This window comes from Paenibacillus sp. 01T442 (assembly GCF_056398345.1).
In genome coordinates, this window is record NZ_JBFTPF010000023.1 from 35,317 (window position 1) to 53,961 (window position 18,645).

The following is an 18,645-nucleotide window of genomic DNA, read 5'->3' on the forward strand; positions in this document are numbered from 1 at the left end:
CAAGCAGAGAGAAGGAGGAGAACACGATGGCGGTTCTGGTAACGGGCGGCGCGCGCAGCGGCAAGAGCTCCTTCGCAGAGAAGCTAGCCATGCATCGCTGCCAGCAGGGGATTTACATTGCGACCTCCCACATCTACGATGAAGAAATGAGAGAGCGGGTGAGTCTGCACCAGCAGATGAGACTTAACTCGGGTTTCCCTTGGGAAACCCGGGAGGAGCCATATGCGCTGCGAGACTGTCTCACGCAACTTCAGGAGAGCGGMGAGGGTGCTGTGGTGTTAGTAGACTGCCTGACACTATGGCTGACGAACTGGCTGCTCTACTACGAGCAGGAGAGCGATGCAGTTCAACTCGTATCCCATCAAATTGACGAGTTAGTGGATGTTGTGTCCTCCTACAGTGGACAACTTATTTTAGTTACGAATGAAGTGGGCGACGGTATTGTGCCTGAATACCCGCTTGGCCGTCAATTCAGAGATTTGGCTGGACGGATGAATCAGCGTGTGGCTGAAGTCTGTCAGCAAGTTTTTCTGGTTACGGTCGGTATCCCGATCGAATTAAAAAGTAGAGCTTATTTGTAAAGAATTTATATGTTACACATAATAAGTTGGCAATATTTCTCTATATAATCTTCCGTCCTTGAAGGACGAGTAGCCGTTTATTTTGACATCTAAATTATAAGTTTGTTTGGTTCGGGTTAAGTGGAAAGAGAGTAGTTGTAGGAGTAGACATATAGGGATGGCATTGCTGAATCACATGAAAGAGGTTGTAGCTGGAAGTATCGTAAATATACGGTGGGCCAGAGGCAAATAGATGGATTTTATACAGTTATATTTGGGGATTTTTCGAGCGTATTATGAATAAATGGAAAAACTGCAGTTAATTTTGTACATTTACCCAATATGAATAAAAAAAGGTGAATTTAACGACATATTTTACAGTTAAATCGAGTTTTCAAAGAAATTTCTCATAAATAGCTGTATATTTTATTTTCCATTTAATACAAATGTGCAACCTATGCGACCCTCAAATCAATAAACAACACCAATACCGTCTGAAATCCCGTGTGTTAGGAGTCTTTGTGGAAAAATAATGTTTGTGTTTCATGTGATTAGGCGGCTATATGTCCTCATAAACAATTTGAGACGTTTAAGAGGGCAGCGTAGCCGTAATTTATAGACAAGTAAGTACGGAATGGTGAAGCCCTTATGTGGATATATACATGGCAGGAAATCGTCTGGATGACGGCTGCTGCAATAGCACTAGACTGGTTGGTTGGTGATCCGAAATGGCCCACGCATCCGGTTATACTCATTGGACGCTGGATCCACTGGGTAGAAGACAGACTGTACCCAAGGAAGGTCACATCAAGCAACGAAGAGGATGAACACCGCACAAGGCTGCGCATAAAGGGCCTTTTGCTCATGCTTTCCACAATTACTCTAAGTTTTATTGTGGTACTTGTGCTCGTACATTTCGCAAACGATATTCATCCGTGGCTAGGGTATGCGGTGTCAACCTGGCTCATCTCCACGACGGTGGCGATCAAAGGCTTAAAGGATGCAGCGTATCTCGTCTACAATCCGCTGCGTGAAGGGAATCTCGCGGATGCTCGCAAGTACACCGGCTATATCGTTGGCCGGGATACGGATGCGCTCCACGAGGAGGAGCTCACGCGAGCCGTCGTGGAGACGGTCGCGGAGAACATCGTGGACGCGGTCATCGCGCCCTTGTTCTATGCGCTCATCGGCGGTGCGCCGCTGGCGATGTTATACCGGGCATCGAATACGCTGGATTCGATGGTCGGCTACCGAAATGACAGATACCGTCATTTCGGCACCGCGTCGGCCCGCTGGGACGACGCCCTAAACTGGATCCCGGCGCGGCTCACCGGGATCCTGCTGATCCTCGTGGCCATGGCGAAGCCGGGCCTCTCAGCTCCGCGTGCGGCGGCGGCGATTCGCCGCTTCGCGCATCTACACCCCAGCCCGAACAGCGGGATCCCGGAGTCGGCGGTAGCCGGGGCACTCGGGATCGAGCTCGGCGGGCTGAACGTCTATGGCGGCGCGGCGAGTGAGCGCGCCCGCCTGGGCTGGCCGCTGCGTCCGCGAACGCAGCGGGATATCGTGAACGCCGTGAGCATGCTATACGGCATCAGTTATCTAGTGATGGGAGGACTCCTATGCGTCGTACTCATTTTTTAATGGACTGGCTGCGTGCCTGTGCAGCCGCCTTTCAATTCCTAACACGTCTGCCGATTCCGGTGCAGATTGATTATACCGAGCGCGTGTTTCAGCGCAGCTCCATGTTTTACCCGCTAGTTGGTTTCGTAATCGGACTGCTACTCATGGTGGCAGGAGCTGGGCTTTCCTATGTGCTGCCAACGATGCCAGCATCCATCCTGCTCCTAGCGATTTGGGTCATTCTCACAGGCGGACTGCATCTGGATGGCCTAATGGATACCGCAGATGGAATTCTCAGTCACCGTCCCCGCGAGCAAATGCTTGAGATTATGAAGGATAGCCGCGTGGGTGCAATGGGCGTTATTGTGTGTGTCCTGCATCTATTACTAAAATTTTCCTTGCTCTATACCTTGCTGGATACCTACCAAGCAGGAGACCGAGGAAGTCTGCTTCTTCTACTGGCCATCGTGCCGATATGGAGTCGTTGGTTCATGGTAGCAGCCATTCGAATGTGGCCTTACGCAAGGCCGAATTCGGGGTTAGGCAGTCTGTTCCGTGGCGTTAACAGCAAGCATGTCACGATATCCTTAGTAGTAGCCCTATTAACGACTACGCTATGTATTTGCACTGCGAACCCAACTTCGTTACCGAGTTGGAGCATTGTTCTAGGCTATATGGCCATCACCACGCTAGTTGGAAGCGGAATTGCCGCTTATATCAGCAGCAAGCTTGGTGGACTTACCGGAGATACGTATGGCGCTTTAAATGAGCTGCTGGAGAGCGTGCTTTTACTAGCCGTCATCATCATCATTGGCCTGTAGGGTAGGGGCTGTCATCTTCTCGTGAAAGGAATGACCATTATGTTAGAGCGTTATGGACACGGAGGCGATCTGTGGACAGCGGAAGAAGCTTTTAATCGGCCGAAGGAACAGTTTCTGGATTACAGCTCGAATATGAACCCTCTGGGGCCTCCAGAGGTCGTCAAAGAGATTCTAACAACAAGCTGGCGCGATATTGTCAAATATCCCGATCCTGCTGTGCGTGAGCTTCGCCGAAAACTAGCTCAGAAGTACGAGATTGATCCGGAGAGTATTTTAGTTGGCAATGGAGCCGCAGAGCTGATCGATTTGATCATCCGTGTTGTGAAGCCAAGCACGACGGGGCTTGCTAGGCCGTCTTTTAGCGAGTATGAGGAAGCAGTTCACAAAACGGGTGGCAAGTTAACCAATATCCCCCTACTTCCTCAGCATCAATTCGAACTACGATGGCAGGATGTTGAAGCAGCACTGCCAGCCCTTGACTTGTTTTTCCTCGGGCATCCTAATAATCCTACAGGCAAACTGATTCCTCGCAACGTACTAAGCAATCTGCTTCAGAGTGGGCGTAAGCTCGTGCTGGACGAGGCTTTTATGGATTTTGTTCCACAGGAGTCGGAACATTCGCTGCTGAAACTTGCTTCAACAAGCCAAGACTTAATTGTGATCCGTTCGATGACGAAGTTTTATTCCATCCCAGGCATTCGTTTAGGTTTTATGGTAGCTCACCCTGATTTTATCCAGCAACTGCGACAGCAGCAGGTACAATGGAGTGTGAATTATCTCGCCCAACGTATGGGGGTTGCGGTTCTGGAAGATGATGCGTTTGAACAGTCTACTAGAGAGTGGTTGCGCATCGAGAGGCCTTGGCTCATCGAGCAATTAAGTCATATCGGCTTGGATGTTGTGCCAAGTGATGTGAATTTCTTGTTATTTTCATTTCCTGTGTCGAGTGGGATTAGCGTGAAACAGGCTCAACAGCATATGGGTCGCCAAGGCATTCTGATTAGGGATGCTTCATTATTCGAAGGGTTGAATGAACGTTATTGTCGCGTAGCCATTCGTCTTCGTGAGGATAATGAGCGTTTACTGCAAGCCTTAAGAAGTATGATGAACGATTTAACAAGGAGCGGAGGTACCGGCCATGAGTGAATCAAAGTCAGCAGTTCTCATGATTCAAGGCACAGCTTCTGATGTTGGCAAAAGTATTCTTACGGCGGCCTTATGCCGTATTTTCGTGGGGGACGGCTGGCAGACAGCGCCTTTTAAATCGCAAAATATGTCCCTCAATTCTTACATTACGTTTGATGGCAAAGAAATTGGCAGGGCGCAAGGTGTGCAAGCAGATGCATGCCGAATTGTCGCTACGACAGATATGAACCCGATTCTCCTTAAGCCTAAGCAAGACATGGTGGCTCAGGTTGTTGTTCATGGGAAGCCATATGCCGATTTAGAGGCAAGGGCGTATAGAGAGTCCTATTTGCCCAAAGCCGAAGTTATCGTGAAAGATGCTTTAGAACGCTTGCGCTGCGCATATGACATTGTCGTTCTAGAAGGAGCAGGAAGTCCGGCGGAGGTCAATCTAAAAGATCGTGACATTGTCAATATGCGTCTAGCCGGTTGGGCAGATTCACCGGTACTGCTGGTAGCTGATATTGATCGTGGCGGGGTTTTTGCTTCGATTGTGGGTACGCTTGAAATCTTGACCCCAGAGGAACGAGACCGGGTGAAAGGCTTTATTATTAATAAATTTCGTGGGGACGTCAGCTTGCTGAAGCCTGGCTTGGATTGGCTGGAAGAGCGAACAGGGAAGCCGGTTCTTGGCGTCATTCCCTATTTGCAGCAGCTAGGTATTGAGGACGAAGACTCGGCATCACTCGATTCCAAACGTACGCTAAGCAGAAGGTCTTCGAACCATCAAGGGAAAAATCCAGATCAATTGGACGTTGCTGTCATTCGCTTGCCTCGTCTTTCGAACTTCACGGATTTTGATCCGCTGCAAGAAGAAACCGACATACATTTCCGATACATCGATTCGTTAGCTGAATGGGGTGAGCCGGACGTCGTTTTACTTCCAGGAAGTAAGAATACAATGGAAGACTTGCACTATCTGAAGGAGTCGGGTCTGGCTGGGCGATTAGTTTCTTTTGCTCATGAGGACAGAGGTTGGATCGTTGGTATTTGTGCAGGTTATCAAATGCTAGGCGTCACACTCTCGGATCCAGGAAGGTACGAATCAGAGCATGCTGAGCTTGAAGGCTTAGGGCTGCTTCCGACAGAAACGGTGTTCACGCCAGACAAACGAACTGTAAGGGTGCGAGGCATCAGTACGCTTTTCGCTGCTAATTTGGTTATCGATGGTTATGAAATCCACATGGGACGGACGCAATATGTGCATGAAATCGTACCTCCTTTCCAAATTGCTCCTCAATTAAGCACCGATTCAGAGGAGCCTCTTGAAACTTCGCTTCATCCTGACGGAGCAGTCTCACTAGATGGCCGTGTGTGGGGAACCTACATCCATGGTATTCTGCACAATGATGATTTCCGTAGAGCTTGGTTGAACCAGATTCGATTGCATAAGGGTTTATCCCCAATCTTACAAGGACTAAGGTATAAGGAACGCCGAGAAGCGGCATTTGATCGATTAGCTGACCATGTACGAGCTCACTTGGATATGGAGCGAGTTTATGAGATGATGGAAGTAACACATCCTACGAGGGCTGGAGGAGTTTTAAGATGAAAATATATACGCGCACAGGAGATGCAGGCCAAACCGGTGTGATTGGTGGTCGTGTGGACAAAGATGATGATCGTGTCGAGGCCTATGGAACGACGGATGAGCTGAATAGCTTTCTAGGTCAAGCGATGAGCTTCATGGATCCGCAGAAATACCCCGATTTATTGGCGGATTTGCTGCAAGTTCAGCATGAACTCTTTGATTGTGGTTCAGATCTTGCGCTGTTGAAGCAGGATTTGCGTCCTTATAAAGTAACAGCAGATATGGTAGATGCGTTAGAAGCTTGGATTGATAAATATGATGCCGAAACGCCAGATATCACTCGCTTTATTTTGCCTGGAGGCGGGACTGTATCCTCTACCTTGCATGTTTGTCGTACAGTTTGCCGTAGGGCTGAACGTCTTGTCGTTACACTAGCCCGCACACAGGAGATTAATCCCGAGGTGCGCCGATATTTGAACCGGTTGTCGGACTTTTTCTTCACGATTGCTCGCACAGCGAACTTCCGAGAGGGGATTGCAGATGTGGAATATATACGCAGTGCTGAGGTGTTTAAACGTAAATCATGAGCTACTATGAACCATTAGTATACATTGTCCCGCCAGAGGAAGAAGGCTTCATCCTCAAAACGGTGCTCCAAAAAAGATTGATGGTCTCACGCAAGTTGTTATCCCGCATCAAACTTACGGAGCGAGGGATTACGGTTAACGGGGAAAGGCAGTACATCAATATCAAAGTGAAGGCTGGCGACCGTGTCGAAATTCGAATGGAAGAAGAGCAATCCGAGGATATTCTGCCTCAGGATCTTCCACTGCATATTCTTCACGAAGATGAGCATCTGCTCATCTTAGCGAAAGATGCGGGCATCATTGTCCATCCAACGCATGGTCATTATGTGAATACGATTGCGAATGGGGTCGTGTATCACTGGCAGCAAGCGGGGATTACGTGCCGTTTCCGTCCGATACATCGGCTGGATCAAGAAACCTCTGGTGTCCTCGCCATTGCCAAAACACCCTATGTACATCAGCAAATTTCCGAGCAAATGATTCAGCATCTCGTGAAAAAAGAGTATCTCGCGTTCGTTTGGGGCACGGTAGCCTCACCTTCAGGGACGATCAATGAACCTATTGATCGTGATCCTGAGCAGCCTCATGTACGCATCGTTCGCTCTGATGGTTATGCAGCTGTAACGCATTATGAGGTCGTGAAACAATTCGAGAAAGCTGCACTCGTTCGGATTTGGCTCGAAACGGGGCGTACGCATCAAATTCGTGTGCATATGCGCCACTTAGGTCATCCTTTGTTAGGGGATAAGATGTACACACTGGAACAGTATAGGGACGATGCAGATGAACTGGAAGCCAGTGATCGGTTAGATCGTCAGGCGCTGCATGCGTTTAAACTAGGCTTTGTGCACCCAGGTACAAGGGAATGGACCGAATTTAACGCGCTACTACCTGCCGATTTATCCGAACTTGAGCAATGGTTAGCCGATAAAAGGTAAAAAATCGAAAATCACTCCAATATCTGGATGGTTTTTCTTTGCAATTACTTGACTTTCCATGGCAATTAGCCCAAAATTTTAAGTAGTTCTATTTGATCATCATACGGCATAAAGGAGTTATTACAACGTGGGAGTTAAAGTGTATGGTTACGATAAATGTGGGACGTGCAGGAGTACTATAAAGTGGCTGAAAGCACACGATATTGAGATTACTGATTCCATCGCTTTATTTGAAACGCCGCCTTCAGCGAAGGAACTAGCGGATTTGCTTCAGTTAAGTGGCTTTGAGATTAAGAAGTTTTTCAATACATCAGGCGACGTCTACAAAGAGATGAATTTGAAAGACAAGCTGGCAGGTATGTCACAAGAACAAATGCTTGATTTGCTAGCCTCGAATGGGCGATTAATTAAGCGACCTATTGTAACGGATGGACATAAAGTGACGGTAGGCTTCAAAGAAGATGTATTTGAGGATGTTTGGGCGAAAGGGTGATAGGGACGTGGAAGACAACCAGAAACCAACACGCAAAAAGTCACCACTAGCCATTGGCGGATTCATCGCTGTCCTCTTATCACAAGGCAAGCTGCTGCTTGCCGCTTTGAAGTTTGGAAAAGTTGGCGGCGCTGTCATCTCGATGTTTATCACGATCTGGGCTTACGCTTACTTGGCGCCGTTGCCGTTTGCGATTGGCCTGGTGCTTATGATCCTCATCCATGAGTTAGGTCATGTGCTTGCAGCGAAGATCAAGGGGTTTCCCGTGTCGGCACCAGTCTTCATCCCATTTCTCGGTGCGTTGATCACGATGAAAAAGAATCCAACTGATGCGGCGACAGAAGCCTTCATAGGTATTGGAGGTCCTGTTCTAGGGACGCTCGGAGGCGTAGCCGCTTTTGGTGTAGGTGTTTATTCGGATTCAGCAGTGATCGTTTCCGTTGCCTACGCAGCTTTTTATCTGAATCTGATCAACTTGCTGCCTATACATCCGTTGGACGGCGGACGAATCTCAACTGCCGTAACACGCTGGTTATGGTTAGTTGGTTTAGTTGGCGGGCTCATCATCATTATCTATATCGATAGTTACTTTTCGAGTAAGATTATTTTCTTGATCATCTGGGCGATGTTTGCATGGGATTTATACAAGAAATATGTGCGGTATCGCCATAAAGAAGAACGCGTAACTGTCGCTACACGATTCGAGTTTCCAGCCAATCATTTGCTGCAACAAGGCTATATGATCCCAGGGGAGAGCCATACGCGTGATTTGGACTATATCACCTATTCGGAACTACAAGGGCCAGGCGCAGGACGACAAACGTTGAATATGTCATGGCATGCGATTGGTTTCGAAGGGCACGCATACTTGCCTGTGCAGGCGATTGTTAAGAGAGTGCAATTGGTAAAAGCAGAACGCATAAATAAAGAGGATGGCTTGCACCTTGGTCTTCAGGTTCAAGTGGAATACTCCCCACTAGGGATGCAAGAAAGCTATTATGAAGTACCCGTTAAAACACGCTGGAAGTTTGGGATCTCGTATTTGGTATTAATTTTATTTTTGCTCTATATGATCAGACTTGTTCATCAGGTCGGCATCATTTCCTAACATCACATTTCACATAATGAGGAAGCTATCTATGACATTTAAAGGATCCAGACGGCTGCAGCAGCTAGGCTCGGCTATTTTTTCGGAAGTAGCTGAATGGAAGAGAGAGGTTATGAACCAAGGGGTAGACGTCATAGATTTAGGTATAGGAAGTCCTGACCAGCCTCCCTCAGATCGTATTTTGGAAGCAATGGCAGACGCAGTTCGTAATCCTGTTCATTACGGTTACCCAACATCCGAAGGAAGTTTGGCCTTTCGCGAAGCGGTAGCCAAATGGTATGACTATCGATTCGGTGTCCATCTCGATGCTGAAACAGAGATCTTAACTTTAATGGGCTCACAAGATGGGCTTGCTCACTTAGCGCTTTCTCTCTGTGATCCTGGGGATATGGCCATTGTCCCTGATCCAGGTTATCCTATATATTCGGCAAGTCTTGTCTTGGCAGGGGTTGCCCCCTATTTACTACCGCTGCGTGCAGCAAATCATTTTTTACCCCAACTAGAGGACATCCCAGATGACGTGGCTGCTAAGGCGAAATTCATCTTGCTAAACTATCCAAGCAATCCGTTGTCTGCTGTTGCAGATCGTGCTTTCTTCGAGTATTTGATTTCGTATGCGAAGAAGCAGGATTTGCTTATAGTACATGATCTTGCCTATTCCGAAATGGCTTTTGATGGCTATAAGCCCATGAGTATTTTGGAGATTGAAGGTGCTAAGGAGGTTGCTATTGAATTCCATTCTTTATCGAAAAGCTTCAATATGGCTGGTTGTCGCATCGCATTTCTAACAGGTCATGCAGATGCAGTTAAAGCGCTCAAGACGCTGAAATCGAATATTGATTACGGAGTATTTGGGGCTATACAAGCAGCAGGTATTGCAGCATTAGAAGAAGATATGGAAAGCGATCATTCTGTCTCAAGTATGTATGAGAAAAGACGAAATTCTTTTATTTCGGCATTAAATGATGCGGGTTGGATCATTCCACCACCGAAAGCAACGATGTTTATTTGGGCTCCTATCCCTAAGGGATGGACATCTCGACAAATTTCCCGGGAAATGTTGTTTCAGACAGGCGTAGTTGTCATTCCTGGCGATGCATTTGGCGCTGAAGGAGAAGGATTTGTCCGTATTGCTTTAGTGCAAGAAGAAGCTCGATTACTTGAGGCAGCAAGGCGAATAGGAGATTGGCTTCGGTCCTTAGAATGAAAGTTAGAGATTTTGGTAAAAATAGGAGAATGAGAGACATATTTAGGTATAAGATTGAGAAAATTTATACGTTGAAAGGGGTAAGTATATGGATGCCATTTCTTCACTATCAGAGCTGTTAGCTGAACAGAAGCCGTCATCGTACGTAGAGATTCCCGGAATTTTAGGACAGACGTTCGGTCAAGCGACAATTGCTGCTACATTACCTATTAGCAAACTATTTTCTATTTTTGAGGTGGATTTAGAAGTACAACGTGCGATCATTCCGCGTAACCTCTCTAAGTTAATTGACTATGTGAATTTATATTTGGAAGATCGCCAGCCAATCTATTTCCCTGGCATCATTTTCTCAGCAAGAGGCGCAGGACATTACGATGAAGACCACCAAGCCCTTCGCTTACAGCCAATTGAGAAATTGTATGTCGTTGATGGTCAGCATCGATTGGCAGCTTTCCAACGGATTATGGAAACGTTGCAAAGTCAGATGGCACGAGCGAAAGATCGTCGTGAATATGACAAAATGGATGAGATTACGGAAAAGCTGCGCCGTTTATATGCGTTCCCAATCTCAACAATGACCTATCTAGACATTAATGCGCGTCAGGAACGTCAATTGTTCTCCGATATTAACAAGCTTCCTCGTAAGCTTGGAGGCAACTTGGCTGTCCTTCGTGATCAACGCCGGTTCTATCATGTGGCAGCTACAGAGCTAGCAGCGAAAGCGCCTGCGATGCAGAAGCTAACTGTCGATATGTTCTCAGAGCGTGGCAAATCGCCGKAGTATCTTTTCTCCTACCATTTGTTGATTGAAATTCTAGTTGGATTGTTTGAAGGAAGAATGAAATCTGCTGCTCGTAATAACAACTATCAGTATGCGGATAAAGATTTGCAGGAGCTTATTTCGCTGGCAGGCGGCTACTTTAACGGATTATTGACACACTTGCCATCACCGACCAAGGGTGAAATTGTGTGGTCTGAGAATATCCAAATTGCGTTAGCCCTCTTCATGCATGAAGAAGCGACGAAAACAGGCAGCTTTAATCGCTACGCACTTGAGCATGCTTTGAAAATATTGCCACATGTCAACTGGAATAGTATTTATGCTGGAGAAGAAAAGGATCGTCTCCCAAGACGTACACGTATCATGAAAGCTTACAACCACATTAAGAGCTTCTATCAAGATCAGAATGCATTCCTAATCAGTGATGCAGAAGACTATAAAGCTAGTTTTGCGAATAAGGAGGACGTGAGCTAATGGAAGGATTACGCCTGAAAATGACTATCCATCCTTTCTGCGAAAAGTTCGGTCTCGCGACTGTGGCTTTGCGCGTTCAGGACCTGCTGAACTATACGATGATCGATCCCATGGTTCAACGGAAGCTGAGTAACATGCAGCGCAGGAAGATTTCGACTTATTTGCAAGAACGCGAATTGGACCATGTGTTCTTCGGTCCTGTAACCTTATCGCTTCGGGAAGTGAACCAACTCTCCAAAGGAGTGAAGGAATTCCTCTTGCGACACGGCTCGAAGCTATCCATTCTTGATGGGCAACATCGGATTCTAGCACTTGGCTATGTGAACGATCAGATGCAGAAAGAAGTACGACGCTATGAGAAGAAGCTGGCTCTGCTGAAGATTAAGCAACGGAAGTTTAGTGACGATGCGGAGATTAAGCAAGAGGTTGAGGAAACAGAAGGCACGATTAATCAACTTGAGGGTAGACGTTTAGACCTGATGGAAACACAGCTAGCTGTGCAAATTTATATCGGCTTAACGGAGGAAGAAGAGCAGCAGTTATTTGGTGACATTAACTCCAAAGTGCAGCTGGTTAGTAAAGAACTCGGTCATTCCTTTGACTCCATTGATCCGCTTAATCTAGTTATTCAGCAGGTCGTGGATCACAATGTGTATCTGAAGGCGGCGGGTGTGGAGAGACGCAGTAACTTGACCTCTTTTAACCGCAACTTTACATGCTTCAGCTGGTTGTATGCAACGGCGACGATGCTGTTCTCAGGTAGAATGCAGCCCTCTTATGAACTGCAGCGTAAAATTCGACATGATCCATCGACGTATGTTGAAATCTTGCATCAATTCTTCAATACGATTCTACCAATGATGCCAGAGCAGCCAGGTTTGGCACAATATACATCCGCGAACCGTGTGATTCAGGAAAGTATTGCCCTGTATGCGAATCGATTCTTATTCCCGAATGGCGAATATAATGATGAGTGGACGCAGTCCTTACAATTGCTAGAAGGCTTCGATTGGTCACATGACAATGAAGAGTTAATCTATGTATTTGGCTCGTTGGATAATGGGAAAATTAACCTCATTCACGAGAAATCGTTGAAAAAACATGTGAAGCTCGTGCAATTCTTCCTAGAAGGCACGGATTCCGCTAGTGATTCCGAAGAAGTATCCACTGCATAGTTGGAAGCTTAATAACCCTTTCGATCTCAATGAGAATTGAGACTGAAGGGTTATTTTTCGTTTGTATACCTTTCGTCAGATTACTAGTCTCAAAATATACGAATCCTAGTATTCATTTGTCTATACCAAAAATAAAGAACTAGCATACGATATCATATAAAGCTAGAAGGGAGGAAAACACAATGAGTTGCTCCGTATTTGCTACTTTGCATACTTTGTCTCGCATTTCACTTGGTACGGTCATCACAGTTCACGCGGGTACTACACCGAATCATACAGGCAAATTTCTTGGTATTGAACATGGGAATGTTATTCTAGCAGGTAATAACGGTACGATTTTCTTTGTTGCCATCGAGAGAATTGCTGTGGTTCATATCCCTTAATGATCGTACTCAACTGAGAGTAAGAAGGAGCAAGAGAGTGGACGAGCTCTCTTGCTTTCTTCCTTTTTCACATAAATAGCCATGACGACAAAGAGAGTAGGACACTGTTTCGAGTCTCCTAACTTTGTCTATACTAGTTAATGAAAGCGACTCCACCCGGCAGGGGGCTAAGAATGATGTTAGCCGTTCATCAACGTATGGCGGAATTATGGACACTACGCAGAGCCCGAGAGCTAACTCGAGGCGAGCAAGAGGAATTAATGCTATGCATGGAAGCAAACGCGACTTATGTATGGAATCGATTAAAACTAGAAAATTTATCGCTCTGTGCCTCACTGACAGGGGATTATGATTGGTTGCATGACATTTGTGAGCGCATCGAAAAGATTGAACCCAAGCACTGACTAACTGTCGGTGCTTTTTTCCTTTTCTGCAAGAGTGTGGACAGGTATAATAAGGATAGTTCAATGCTAAGGAGATGCCGCATGGTCAGCTGGTTCAAGCAACGGGGAGTAGCTCCCTGTACGTTTTTTCTTTTAGGATTCATGCTTCTGATTGCCCTCATACTTAGACTGGTTTTGGCCCCCACATGGGTAGGCTATGATACGGACGTGCGAACGTTCATGGCGTGGGCAGATCGCGCTTATACGGTAGGCTTGAAGGACTTATATACGAATGCCAAAGAATATTTTCTGGATTATCCCCCTGGCTACATGTATGTCCTATACGTTGTGGGCTTTGTACATCATAAGCTGTCTATTCCTTGGGAAAGCAGCAGCTCCTTACTTATTCTTAAGCTTCCATCAATCCTTGCAGATCTTGGGACTGTTTATCTGTTATTTCGACTAGCGCTCAGTAAGCACGAAGGAGCACGTACCTGGAAGCAGGCGCTCTGGATTGCTGCCCTATTTGCCTTCAACCCAGCCATTTGGGCAAATTCCGCGGTATGGGGACAGGTAGATTCTTTTTTCATGCTGTTTATTGTGGCTACATTATTGATGCAGATGAAAGGCAAACTACCGCAAGCCGCCTTCTTTATCGCACTTGCTCTGTTACTTAAGCCTCAAGCGCTGCTGTTCGGTATCTTCTTACTGATAGATGTGATAAGGGCACGTAAGTTGATGGTTTGGCTGCTTAGCGTGTTGACAGGCGTAGCCACAATGGCTGTTCTTTCACTTCCTTTTGCAGTGGGCAGAGGCTATGGCTGGATGATTGAATTGTATTCGGGCACGTTAGCTTCCTATCCGTATGCATCACTCAATGCGTTTAATCTGTTCGCACTTCTTGGCGGGAATTTCGTGGACATCAACAGTGGTTTCTGGCATTTGTCTTATAAATGGATTGGAGTCGTATTAATGATTCTGTCCATCGTATATGTCTGTCTACTTTATTGGCTCGGTAAGAATAAACGTGGTGCCGTCTTATACATATCGTTCTTATTTATTACGGCTATGTTTATGTGTATGACCAAAATGCATGAGCGCTACTTGCACTATGGCTTATTGTTAGCATTAACGAGCTTCATTTACATGAAGGATCGCCGAATTCTATGGCTGTTTATCGGCTTTAGTATTACGCATTTTATCAATATTGGTGATGTACTCCTGCGGAGTTTTCATCAGGACTATCACATTCCGCGATACAATCCTTTGATGCTGACGGTTTCAGCGATCAATGTTATGATGTTTGTCTATGCTTGTATATTGGGATGGAGGCTTTTCGTGAAATCAGATGGGGATGAAACTGTGGAGGAAACTATGCCTCTAGTTGACAACAAGGTCGAAGTGCTTCCAATGGATGATGACCTACAAGAAAAAGCAACGAATTTGAGAGAAACCTCACCGTGGAAGGCACTTTTCCATAAGCCAGAGGATCATATAGAAAGAGGGAAGCGTGGGAGCTTTTTCTCGCGTAAAGATGCCCTATATCTAGGCGTTCTTATGGTGATTTATACGATCATTGCACTGTTCCATCTCGGCGGGCATAAAGATCCAACGACGTTCTGGCAGCCAACACGTGGAGGAGAGACGGTCATTGCTGATCTCGGCAGCCTGCATCAGATTACACGTATTAATAGTTTTGCTGGTGTTGGGGAAGGTGCTTACTCCTATTGGTTCTCGAATGATGGCGAACAGTGGCAGGATGCTATGGCGGTTAAATCTGACCACACGAAAGTGTTCACCTGGCATACCGTAGAAGCGAATAAAGAAGCTCGCTATGTAAAAATTGTGATTGATACGCAAGAGAGTGCGAAGCTGCATCTTCATGAGATTGGGATTTTCGGAGATGGGGGAACGACGCCATTACCGATCGCTAGTCTGAAGGAAGTAGATGTGGACGCCGCCGATAATGGGAAAACAGCTCATTTATTTGATGAGCCAAGTGTTGTCCCGTATACACCTACCTACAAGAATGGCACGTATTTCGATGAGATTTATCATGCAAGAACAGCGTATGAGCACCTTCACAAGATCGAGCCTTATGAAAGCACACATCCGCCGCTGGGCAAAATATTCATTTCCATCGGTATTTATGTGTTCGGATTAAATCCATTCGGCTGGCGTATTATAGGTACGCTATTCGGAGTAGGCATGATTCCAATTATGTATGTATTCGCAAAGCGGATGTTTGGCCGTTCCGAATATGCCCTTATTGCTGCCTTTTTACTCAGCTTTGATTTCATGCATTTTGCCCAAACAAGAATTTCCACGATTGATGTGTACGGTGTATTTTTCATTATGCTAATGTTCTATTTCATGTATCGGTATACAACTTTGAGCTTCTTCCGTGAAAAGCTGTGGACGACGCTAATCCCACTGGGACTTTCAGGATTGTTCTTCGGGATCGGTGCTGCTTCCAAATGGATCGTCATTTATGGCGGTGCCGGCTTGGCCGTCCTCTTATTCATCTCGCTATGGGAGCGATACAGAGAGTACCAATTTGCCAAGCGAGTACTGAGGGAGAACAGTCGCGATGAAGCTGATGTGGAGGAGAGCGAGGGAGTTTATGATGATCTTCTCTCTGTGGAAGAATCTACGAAGCTCCTAAGAGTACAAAAGCTTTTCGTACGCAACACATCGCTTACCATACTATGGTGCGTACTCATGTTTGTTATCGTGCCGTTAGGCGTCTACACGTTATCCTATATTCCTTTCATGATGGTTCCAGGTCCTGGACATCAGTTAAAAGATGTTGTGAGCTATCAGGTACATATGTACAAATACCATAAGGATCTCGTCGCAACGCATCCGTTCTCCTCACCATGGTGGGAGTGGCCGATGATGATACGCCCGATCTGGTATTATCAAGCGAAGCTGATGCCGCAGGGCATGCTTTCGAGCATCGTTTCATTCGGTAATCCGTTGGTGTGGTGGCCAGGCTTTATTGCCGTGCTGATGTCCTTCTATCTCGCGTTCAAACGCAAGGACAAATTGCTGCGCATGCTGCTCATTGCCTACTGTTCACAGTACCTGCCGTGGATGTTGGTACCGCGACTAACGTTTATTTATCACTATTTTGCAATGGTACCGTTCCTAGTACTGATCTTGACCTACTACATCAAGGACTATTTGGAGCAAGGGCCGCTGCAGCGAAGAAGATGGGTCTACGGCTACTTAGCCGCTGTCTTCGTACTATTCGCACTGTTCTATCCGATTCTATCGGGGATGATTATACCGGCGAAATACTCCTTCTTTTTAAGATGGATGCCGGGCTGGAATTTCTTTTAAAATGACGGATTGACGTCTCTTAGATGCCATGGTAATATAATTCCAAGTGAATTACTGTGAATTAAAATAAGTCGACCGAACAGCAGGAGACTCCCACTATGTACCCGAATACATGGAGGCGGAGTCTCTTTTTTCACCCACAAATTGCTAATGGAGCGTGAATCAAATGGCTAAAGTAGTAATTATTTCAGGAAGTCCAACCCCAACCTCCCGATTACATGGTGTCATTGAAGTTGCTAAGAGCGAGCTTCTGCAAGCAGGTTTGGAAGTAGATTGGATTAAGGTTCGCGACCTGCCGGCTGAGGATTTGTTATATGCGAAGTTCGACAGTGAAGCCATTGTGGATGCGAGTAAGCGTGTGGCTGAAGCAGATGCTGTTTTCGTAGCTACGCCCGTCTACAAAGCTTCCTACACAGGCGTGTTGAAAGCATTCTTGGATCTGCTGCCGCAAAAAGGACTCGAGCGTAAAATCGTACTTCCATTAGCGGTTGGAGGAACCTACGCGCACTTGCTTGCGATCGATTATGCACTCAAACCAGTGTTGTCTGTCCTAGGCGCACAGAATATTTTACAAGGCGTGTACGTGCTTGATAAACAAGTGACATGGGGCGACCAAGGTCAAGCTATTCTCGATGATGAAATCTCTTCACGTTTAAAGGAATCCGTAACGGAATTCATTCAGGAAATTAAATGGCATACGAGCCGCTAATTACATAGCACACGCTGACCCGTCTTTGGTAACTTTTGCTGATGGCGGGTTTCTGCGTGTCGGGAACCTGTGTGGCGTGCTATACTACTTGTAATGAATTCATATTTTCACAGGAATGGGAGCTATTATCAATGTCACAAAATTCATCTGAATCTGTGCTGCTCGTAGACGGCATGGCCTTATTATTTCGCGGGTTTTATGCTACATCATCTAGTGGTTACATCATGAGAACCGATAACGGTGTGCCTATCAACKGTGTCTACGGATTTCTGAAATATTTACTCGATGCAATCGGCACGTTCAAACCAACTCACGTCGTATGTTGTTGGGATATGGGAAGCAAGACCTTCCGTACGGAGAAATTTGAATCTTATAAAGCGAATCGCGGACCTGCCCCCGAGGAGTTAATTCCACAATTTGATTTGGTCAAAGAAGTGACAGCCAGCTTTAACATTCCGAATGTCGGCGTTATTGGTTATGAGGCAGATGATTGTATCGGCACCTTGGCTCGTACATACAGCCCCCACACAAAGGTGCAGATCTTAACCGGGGATCATGATATGCTCCAGCTCGTGGATGAGAATACCGAAGTTATTATTATGAAAAAAGGGCAATCCAACTACATGGTGTACACGCTAGAAACGCTCATGGAGGAGAAAAGCCTAACCCCAGCTCAAATCATTGATCTGAAGGGGTTAACGGGTGATACTGCTGATAATTATCCAGGGGTCAAAGGAATTGGGGAAAAAACGGCAACTAAGCTCCTCAACGAATATGTGAACATCGCGGGTATCCTCGAGAACTTAGCTGCACTTCCCAAAGGTGTAAGGGCTAAGATCGAAGCGGAGCTGGATATGCTGCATCTATCGCTTGATCTGGCAACGATTCGCTTGGATGCGCCGGTCGCTTGTGCGCTTGAAGATTGCGCGTGGGCGATGGATCGGGAGAAGGTCATTAGCAAATTCGATGAAATTGCGTACAAAGGATTAATAAGATTGATCGGATGAGACATCAAATAGGGACAGTACCTGAAATCAGGTGCTGTCTTTTTTATACCTGAGGTCTTAGGCCAAGCTGTGTGGTCAGTTAAGTAGCTAGTTTTTCAAATAAATGTAAAATATACAGTTAATATTGCCGATTTATCTGAAATTTAATGAGTAGATGGAAAAAGTACATCTAATTCGAGGAAGATTGATAGTTTGGTGGTTTTTATCAGAAATTAACTGTAGGAAATCCAGCTATTGCTCCCAAATAGCGAGAATCAGCAAAAATAACAACATAAAATCCATTTAATTTGTTTGTGGCGATGGAGATTGGTTCGGCTGTTGAAATAGGAGTAGGA

General features: G+C 46.0%; 17 protein-coding genes. All 17 read left to right on the plus strand.

Going from position 1 to position 18,645, the window contains the following annotated elements; translation table 11 throughout:
• Window positions 1–26 precede the first annotated feature (26 nt).
• The 17 genes from cobU (at window position 27) to AC1DLM_RS18700 (ending at window position 18,310) form a co-directional block, all read left to right on the plus strand.
• Window positions 27–581 carry a bifunctional adenosylcobinamide kinase/adenosylcobinamide-phosphate guanylyltransferase gene (cobU, locus tag AC1DLM_RS18620; protein ID WP_477570798.1) on the plus strand — a complete coding sequence of 185 codons (555 nt, stop codon included), beginning with the start codon at window positions 27–29 and terminating at the stop codon, window positions 579–581.
• A gap of 627 nt (window positions 582–1,208) precedes the next feature.
• Entirely contained in the window at window positions 1,209–2,204 is a 996-nt protein-coding gene (gene cbiB / locus AC1DLM_RS18625; RefSeq protein WP_477570799.1) for an adenosylcobinamide-phosphate synthase CbiB, read from the plus strand.
• Entirely contained in the window at window positions 2,183–3,004 is an 822-nt protein-coding gene (gene cobS / locus AC1DLM_RS18630; RefSeq protein WP_477570800.1) for an adenosylcobinamide-GDP ribazoletransferase, read from the plus strand. The genes cbiB and cobS overlap by 22 nt, the downstream gene beginning before the upstream one ends.
• 39 nt (window positions 3,005–3,043) lie before the next feature.
• Entirely contained in the window at window positions 3,044–4,150 is a 1,107-nt protein-coding gene (gene cobD, locus AC1DLM_RS18635; RefSeq protein WP_477570801.1) for a threonine-phosphate decarboxylase CobD, read from the plus strand.
• Window positions 4,143–5,741 (plus strand): cobyric acid synthase, encoded by a 1,599-nt coding sequence (locus AC1DLM_RS18640; RefSeq protein ID WP_477570802.1) that lies wholly within the window; start codon window positions 4,143–4,145, stop codon window positions 5,739–5,741. Before cobD ends, AC1DLM_RS18640 begins: the two co-directional genes overlap by 8 nt.
• Complete coding sequence (locus AC1DLM_RS18645; RefSeq protein ID WP_441992237.1) at window positions 5,738–6,307, plus strand: cob(I)yrinic acid a,c-diamide adenosyltransferase; 570 nt, start codon at window positions 5,738–5,740, stop codon at window positions 6,305–6,307. The genes AC1DLM_RS18640 and AC1DLM_RS18645 overlap by 4 nt, the downstream gene beginning before the upstream one ends.
• Entirely contained in the window at window positions 6,304–7,245 is a 942-nt protein-coding gene (locus AC1DLM_RS18650; RefSeq protein ID WP_477570803.1) for an RluA family pseudouridine synthase, read from the plus strand. The genes AC1DLM_RS18645 and AC1DLM_RS18650 overlap by 4 nt, the downstream gene beginning before the upstream one ends.
• A 127-nt stretch (window positions 7,246–7,372) precedes the next feature.
• Window positions 7,373–7,738 (plus strand): arsenate reductase family protein, encoded by a 366-nt coding sequence (locus tag AC1DLM_RS18655; protein ID WP_171630054.1) that lies wholly within the window; start codon window positions 7,373–7,375, stop codon window positions 7,736–7,738.
• A 7-nt stretch (window positions 7,739–7,745) separates the two neighbouring features.
• Window positions 7,746–8,846, plus strand: a complete 1,101-nt coding sequence (locus AC1DLM_RS18660; protein ID WP_477570804.1) for a site-2 protease family protein — start codon at window positions 7,746–7,748, stop codon at window positions 8,844–8,846.
• 31 nt (window positions 8,847–8,877) lie between these two features.
• A complete protein-coding gene (locus tag AC1DLM_RS18665; protein ID WP_477570805.1) occupies window positions 8,878–10,053 on the plus strand; it encodes an aminotransferase class I/II-fold pyridoxal phosphate-dependent enzyme in 1,176 nt (391 codons plus the stop codon).
• 88 nt (window positions 10,054–10,141) lie between these two features.
• Window positions 10,142–11,308, plus strand: a complete 1,167-nt coding sequence (locus tag AC1DLM_RS18670; protein ID WP_477570806.1) for a DNA sulfur modification protein DndB — start codon at window positions 10,142–10,144, stop codon at window positions 11,306–11,308.
• Entirely contained in the window at window positions 11,308–12,483 is a 1,176-nt protein-coding gene (locus AC1DLM_RS18675; protein WP_441992232.1) for a DNA sulfur modification protein DndB, read from the plus strand. Before AC1DLM_RS18670 ends, AC1DLM_RS18675 begins: the two co-directional genes overlap by 1 nt.
• Before the next feature lie 182 nt (window positions 12,484–12,665).
• The gene (locus AC1DLM_RS18680) at window positions 12,666–12,866 is read left to right on the plus strand and encodes a hypothetical protein (protein ID WP_441992231.1); all 201 of its coding nucleotides are present in this window, start codon (window positions 12,666–12,668) and stop codon (window positions 12,864–12,866) included.
• Between the two features lie 173 nt (window positions 12,867–13,039).
• Window positions 13,040–13,270, plus strand: a complete 231-nt coding sequence (locus tag AC1DLM_RS18685; protein WP_235550349.1) for a DUF7667 family protein — start codon at window positions 13,040–13,042, stop codon at window positions 13,268–13,270.
• A gap of 81 nt (window positions 13,271–13,351) precedes the next feature.
• A complete protein-coding gene (locus tag AC1DLM_RS18690; protein WP_477570807.1) occupies window positions 13,352–16,594 on the plus strand; it encodes a glycosyltransferase family 39 protein in 3,243 nt (1,080 codons plus the stop codon).
• 166 nt (window positions 16,595–16,760) lie between these two features.
• Complete coding sequence (ssuE, locus tag AC1DLM_RS18695) at window positions 16,761–17,303, plus strand: NADPH-dependent FMN reductase (protein ID WP_441992229.1); 543 nt, start codon at window positions 16,761–16,763, stop codon at window positions 17,301–17,303.
• 131 nt (window positions 17,304–17,434) lie between these two features.
• A complete protein-coding gene (locus AC1DLM_RS18700) occupies window positions 17,435–18,310 on the plus strand; it encodes a 5'-3' exonuclease (RefSeq protein WP_477570808.1) in 876 nt (291 codons plus the stop codon).
• The last annotated feature ends 335 nt before the right edge of the window (window positions 18,311–18,645 follow it).